This is a genomic window from Pseudoalteromonas sp. Z1A6 (assembly GCF_011378745.1).
GTDB lineage: Bacteria > Pseudomonadota > Gammaproteobacteria > Enterobacterales > Alteromonadaceae > Pseudoalteromonas > Pseudoalteromonas arctica.
The window spans coordinates 1-6,461 of record NZ_WTKW01000245.1; the positions used below are offsets into that span (position 1 = coordinate 1).

5 protein-coding genes and 1 other RNA gene are annotated in these 6,461 nt (G+C 39.7%); 3 read left to right on the forward strand and 3 right to left on the reverse strand.

Features of this window, described 5'->3' with window-relative positions:
* Positions 1-58: 58 nt before the first annotated feature.
* Complete coding sequence (gene tyrP / locus GQR46_RS14405; protein ID WP_165741303.1) at positions 59-1,261, reverse strand: tyrosine transporter TyrP; 1,203 nt, start codon at positions 1,259-1,261, stop codon at positions 59-61.
* A 216-nt stretch (positions 1,262-1,477) separates the two neighbouring features.
* Between tyrP and GQR46_RS14410 the strand changes: the two genes are divergently transcribed.
* Positions 1,478-2,371 (forward strand): DMT family transporter, encoded by an 894-nt coding sequence (locus GQR46_RS14410; protein ID WP_165741304.1) that lies wholly within the window; start codon positions 1,478-1,480, stop codon positions 2,369-2,371.
* Positions 2,372-2,376: 5 nt separating this feature from the next.
* On the opposite strand, the gene GQR46_RS14415 is transcribed toward GQR46_RS14410, so the two are convergent.
* On the reverse strand, positions 2,377-3,255 hold the full coding sequence (locus GQR46_RS14415) for an OmpA family protein (protein WP_010554639.1): 879 nt from the start codon (positions 3,253-3,255) through the stop codon (positions 2,377-2,379).
* A gap of 202 nt (positions 3,256-3,457) precedes the next feature.
* Between GQR46_RS14415 and rnt the strand changes: the two genes are divergently transcribed.
* Entirely contained in the window at positions 3,458-4,162 is a 705-nt protein-coding gene (gene rnt / locus GQR46_RS14420) for a ribonuclease T (RefSeq protein ID WP_165741305.1), read from the forward strand.
* On the opposite strand, the gene GQR46_RS14425 is transcribed toward rnt, so the two are convergent.
* Positions 4,146-5,771: a FapA family protein gene (locus GQR46_RS14425; RefSeq protein ID WP_165741306.1), complete on the reverse strand. Its 1,626-nt coding sequence runs from the start codon at positions 5,769-5,771 to the stop codon at positions 4,146-4,148. The genes rnt and GQR46_RS14425 overlap by 17 nt on opposite strands.
* Positions 5,772-6,034: 263 nt before the next feature.
* Here GQR46_RS14425 and ssrA point away from each other — a divergent pair.
* Positions 6,035-6,391, forward strand: a transfer-messenger RNA (tmRNA) gene (gene ssrA / locus GQR46_RS14430).
* The last annotated feature ends 70 nt before the right edge of the window (positions 6,392-6,461 follow it).

Sequence of the window (6,461 nt, forward strand, 5' to 3'; positions counted from 1 at the left end):
CACATCATAATGATGTGCGGTTTTTTATTATCTAAATTTAAACAATTAGCAGCAACCTTTAACCGATAGCAGGAATAAGCCCCGCCATTTGCATAAACTGCGCAGCAATAATAGTTATGCCACATATAGCTGCTATACCAAGCCCAACATTCCCACTTTTAACTTGGTAGCCTGTTTTATTTGATGTTGTACGCTGTTTATAAACCATTGCTACAGGCAAAAATATTGCCAGTACAACAAGTGCTATTGCTGCGTAACCTAAGGCCATAATAAAGCCCTGAGGATAAAACAATGCAAAGCCAAGTGGCGGAATAAACGTAATTAAAGCCGTTTTAATTCGGTCTGTTTTATTGTCACCCTTTTTAAATGCATCAGCAAAAAAATCAAATAACCCTAAGCTCACCCCTAAAAATGATGTCGCAAGTGCTAAATCAGCAAATAACTTAACGGCCGTTGCCACACTTGGGTTATGCGCAATACTAGCCACGCTAGATACAAACCCATTAAGACCTTCGCTGTTGAGTAAATCAGTTTGACTCATAATACCTTGGCTAAGTAGTTGCCAAAAAATATAAATAACTAAAGGTAGGGCGGCTCCAGCAATCATTACTTTGCGCAGTACTTTTATTTCTACACCAACATATTTAACAATAGAAGGGATAGAGCCATGAAAACCAAACGAAGTAAATATAACCGGTATAGCCGAAAGGATTAACCCTTGCTCCATAGGCATCTCTAATAAATGCTTACCTTGCACATAAGGGGTAAGCATGTAAAACAAGCTAGCTAATACAATAATTTTTATTGTAAATAACACTCTGTTTAGTTTATCTACCTTGCTAGTACCTAGCGTTACCACACTTGCAATAATAACAGCGAGGATTACAGAGCCAAACTGTGGGGCTATATCTATATCAAAGCCTATATTTATACGCGCTTGGAGTTGTGCACCACCACCTGCAATATAAGCAGCGCATAAAGCGTAAAATAAAAAAACCATCGAAAAATTCGCAATATATTGTCCGCGTTTTCCAAGCCATAATTTAGCCAATGTATTTAATGTAGCATCGCGTGGTGCATACTGGTGTAGCTCTAACATGAGTAGTGCGGTGTAGGTCATTAGTAACCAGCTAGCAATTATTAATGCAAGCGCAGTACTAAACCCAAGCCCGGCAGATGCAATTGGCAATGCCAACATACCCGCACCAATAGTGGTGCCTGCAACAATTAACATGCTTCCAGTTGTTTTATTTTTAAGCACTTAATTACCTTAATTATTATTAATATACATGCACGATATAACTAGTTACTCAAATCTCAAATAGTTTTGTAATAAAAGAGCAGTATTAAAATGTAACTTACAATTTACAACTGTATTTATTAAGGACTTGTATGCATTTAAAAGTATTAAAATAGGGTGGTGAGGGTATAATTTTATGTACGTTGGATTGCGTTATAAAACGCTAAGGATTGGCATGTGCCGGTAAAAGCATCGTATTTTTTTATGGTTCTCATTTGGTCTACTACACCTCTAGGGATTGTGTGGAGCAGTGAAACAGTATCGCCAACGCTTGCTGTATTAATGCGTATGCTGGTGGGGTTGTTTGTAGGTGGTTTAATTGTTGCCATAACAAACATTAGAGTACCTTGGAGCAAAAATGCGTGCTTACTTTATTTTTATTCGAGTATAGGTATTTTTGGCGGTATGTTGTTGAGCTATATGGCAGCTAAAACAGTCCCTTCGGGTATTATTTCGCTTATGTTTGGCCTTGCACCTATTTTGTCGGGGTTACTTGCTCAGCAGTTATTAAATGAACCTAAATTTAGCCCGATTAAATTAGTTGCGTTAGCGTGCGCCTTAATTGGCTTATATTTTGTTAGTTATAACCAAGTACAAAACTCGCAAACTCAAGGACTTGGGTTGCTTTATGTGTTTATGGCTGTCTGCTTTTTTAGTTTAAGTGGTGTGATGATCAAGCGTGTGCAGATTGCGATTCATCCTATGGCAACAACATTTGGTGCCTTAGTTTTTGTAACCCCACTCTTTTTTATTGCTTGGTGGTTATTAGATGGTGAGTTGCATATACAAAACTGGAGTGCAAAATCATTGTGGGCTATTGGTTATCTAGGAATATTTGGATCTTTAGTAGGGGCTTTGGCGTATTTTCATGTGCTGCAAAACCTTAATGCAAGCACGGTATCACTTACTACACTTATAACTCCTAGCTTTGCGTTAGGCTTGGGAGCTTGGCTAAATAATGAGTCATTAAGCCAAGAGTTAATAATTGGTGCGGTTATTATTTTAATTAGTCTGGGCTTTTTTCAATTTGGTGATAAGTTTTTAAAACGCAGTAAAGTAAGCGCAAATTAGCTTTACTACATTTTTTCTATTTGAATAATTAAACGACGGTTTTTGTCTCGGCTTAAAATGTTATCGTTATTATCAACAAAGCGTTTTTCGCCCAAACCGGTTGTTTGTACTTTGGCTTCATCAACACCCAAGCTCACCATATAATCTTTTATAGTTTTGGCGCGCTTGCGCGATAAATCTAAGTTATTCCAGCGTCCGCCATAGCTATCAGTGTATGAGTCAATACTAATAGACTCTATGCTTGCATCATTTTTTAAATACTCAGCAATTTTATCAAGACGTTGTTGCGACGATTTAGTTAATTTACTGCTGTTAGATTGATAGTTCATTACAGTAAACGAAATATCTTCAAAGCTGTAAGGGAGTAGTTCATCGCGGCACTGTAAAAAAGCCCAGTAAGCTTGTTTAAAGTTTACGCTCGATATACCAACGGCAATTTTATCGGCACTGTTTTGCCAGTCTTGATAATAAAAAGTAGGGTAGTAGCCTTTTTCAAGCTCGGTAAGCATTTCCCATGCTGTTTTATTGCCTAGCTCGCCATCAAACTTTTTAAGTAATTTCATGTTTGCAATATCGCGAGCGGGCAATCCTGCACGCCATGTAGGTGGCACTGCTTTTAAACCTGCAATTGCGTAGTTATCTGGGCGAACAACCATATCTAAATTAAACGTTAAGTTTTTATTTTTACTTGCTGAAGCTTTAAAAATAGCTTCACCGTAATAAGGAACCTCATGATTTAATTGGCATTGTAAGCGCGTTGTTTTAACGACTTCCCAGTTGGAGTTGTCTTGGGTTGCTGTATATTGGCGCATAGCAGCTTGCGAGTGAGTACTGCAAAGCACTGCACTTATACTAAGGCTAATAAATAACAACTTATACTTCATGGTGCTCTCCAGCTATCCGGGAATGCCAATAATTTGGCAAATTAACGACTGCAATGATTAGTTTGTTCTCTATATAACTAACTCATAAGTTAAAGCAAGTTATGTGCCTACAATTTTAAAGCAATAAATACTTAAATCCCCTAGCCTAGGGGGCATCAATTTTGACATAATAGTCAGCTTACACGTATAAACAAAGAAGACTATGGCAAATACTGAGCAAACACCTTTCGCAAAACGCTTTCGTGGATTTTTTCCTGTTGTTATTGATGTTGAAACTGCAGGTTTTAACAAAGAAACAGATGCCTTATTAGAAATAGCAGCCTCTGTTTTAAAAATGGATGACGAAGGATTGCTCAGCATAGATCATACTGTTCATTTTCATGTTCAGCCATTCGAAGGCGCGAATATAGAACAAGCAGCCATCGACTTTAACGGCATAGACCCGTTTTCACCACTACGTGGCGCAGTACCTGAAGATGAAGTAATTAAAGAAATATGTAAAGTAGTGCGCAAAGCGCAAAAGGCCGCTGGGTGTCAACGCTCAGTTATTGTGGCGCATAATGCCGCATTCGATCATGGCTTTTTAAATGCAGCAATAGAGCGTAATAACATTAAGCGTACGCCATTTCACCCGTTCGTAAGCTTTGATACAACATCTTTAGCGGGTTTAGCGTTAGGGCAAACTGTATTAGCAAAAGCATGTAGAGCGGCTGGTATCGAGTTTGATAACAGCCAAGCGCACTCAGCGCTTTACGACACAGAACGTACAGCCGAGCTTTATTGTTTAATAGTAAACCGCTGGCAGCAATTAGGTGGTTGGCCATTAGCGCCGCTAGATGATTGCGACGCTGATGCCGAAGTTGAAACTGAAACAAAAAATGACGAAGAGACTAAAACGTCTGAGTAATTTTACCCTCAGTTAGCTTAACTTGGTGGGGCGGGTAAATACGCGAAAATTGTTTAGAATCTTTCGCTATTTTAAGCTCTACACCAGGGTGCATTAATTCGTTTACTTTTAAACGACTACTGGCAAGTAATTGCGTTATTTTTTGCTTAATAAGTAGTTTTTGACGATGAATATGCGCAGAGCGTATTTTTATATGCTTTTCATTTTCAGTTATCTTATTCATGAATTGCTGGCGCTGAGCAGCCCCCGCAATTTTACTCGCTTTTTCACGAGCCTGTTGTAAAGCTGTTACCTTAGTCGCAAGTACTTTTTCAAAATCGGTTATTTGTGTTTGCTTTTGGCGAAGCTCAAACCAGAGCTGCGCTAAAAATACGCGTGTTTTAGTACCGGCTGGCGCGCCTAGTTCACCCGTTTCAATGCGCATAGCATCTAAAATATTACCGCCAATAATTTTACCTCGCGGGTCATTTGCTTTGCCTACACGTATTAATCGCCTAGCACTTAAATCACAATGCAGAGCTTGGCGTTCAATAAATAAATCTTGTTCGGATTTAATATTGCAGTACTGGGCATAACCAATCGAAATAGTACGTTGAGCGGTTATACAGCATGTAAATGCTTCCTCGCCTTCACGTTTTCGGCCAATTGCACCAAGCATAATGGTTACCGCACTTTTACTTTCAACAGTTCCTGATTCTACAAAACCAAGCACCGTAATATCACCGTTAGCTTTTACACGCATGCCGTCTTTAATATCACCAGTAATAATTACGCTACCATCAAAATCAACATGGCCTGTACTTACATCTACGTTATCAAAGCATAAAACGTCATCTACACGGATACCACGGGGTAGGGCAACGGGCACACCTTTGCAGTCGGCAATAAGCATATTGGGATTATTAGGATCTACTTTTGTACCTTCGAAAGGCTGGAGTTGGTGATCTTTACCTGGTTTTGCACTAATTGAATCGCCAAATACCGTATAGCCTTCTTCTCCAGGGGTCGCTGCAATACGCTGCATTAAGGGAGTGCCAGGTTTTACGGTGATAATAGCGCCAAGGTTTTTCATATCAACCTTACCGCCTTCTTTAGCTTGTGGGCTAAGTACTCGGTCTTGAGCTGTTGAGCATAAACGTACAAATTTGGCATCGCTGCCTTCTTTTGGATTGCGCCCATGTGCAATTATGGCACTGTAAGAGCTTCCTGCTGGTTGCTCAAACTGCTGGCCTAAAAAGGTATCAAGCGCACGAGGACTTATTCCTTTTTTAACACCTACATCAGCAAGTGCTTTTTGCGCGCCTTCCATAGACAAAAGTGCGCCACCTTTAGCGGTAGTTAATGTTGCTTCTGCGACCATGTTTTTTTCATCAATATTAATGACAAGCGACGCATCTACAGCTTTAGCAACGACAAGCGATACTTCCTGATAATTTTTAGTTGGCGCAAAAAGCTTTCCAATATTGGCAATGACAGCTTCGTACTCACTAAACTCAGATTGCTCTAGCATTTGCGTTAACTGAGTACTTGTAACAGGAAAACCACTATCAATAGGGTGACTTTCTAAAGAGACAAACCCTGTACTTTTATCAAATGAAAAAACCGACATTTATTAATTCCCTACTCTATGCCTGTTATTATTTTTATTTTTTACAACTAAAGGTTTAGAAATAGCAAAAACCTTAACTCCTCATTTGAACACAGGTTAAACACATTGTTAAGTAAATGTTTATATGGGCTTGCATAAACTAAATTTTGGTTACTTAATGCGCGATTGGGGCATGCAATTAAAATAAAGCGTTACTAGGCCTTGAGTATCAGTACTTTACTCAGTTATACTGTTTGCACGCTCTGAATTGAGTTACTAATTCAGGGGCTGATTAGGATTCGACGGAATTCAAGAAGCCCAAGGTGCATGTCGAGGTGCGGTTTGCCTCGTTAAACAGCCGCAACCTAAAGTAATCGCAAACGACGATAACTACTCTCTAGCAGCTTAGGCTGGCTAGCGCTCCTTCCATGTATTCTTGTGGACTGGATTTTGGAGTGTCACCCTAACACCTGATCGCGACGGAAACCCTGGCCGGGGTTGAAGCGCTAAAACTAAGCGGCCTCGCCTTTATTTACCGTGTTTGTCCGGGACTTAAAGGTTAATTAAATGACAATACTAAACATGTAGTACCGACGGTCGAGGCTTTTCGGACGGGGGTTCAAATCCCCCCAGCTCCACCAATAAAGGTTTACGAACTCGTTATTCGAAAACCATAAGAAACCCGTAAATTTGTTAATCCAAATTTGCGGG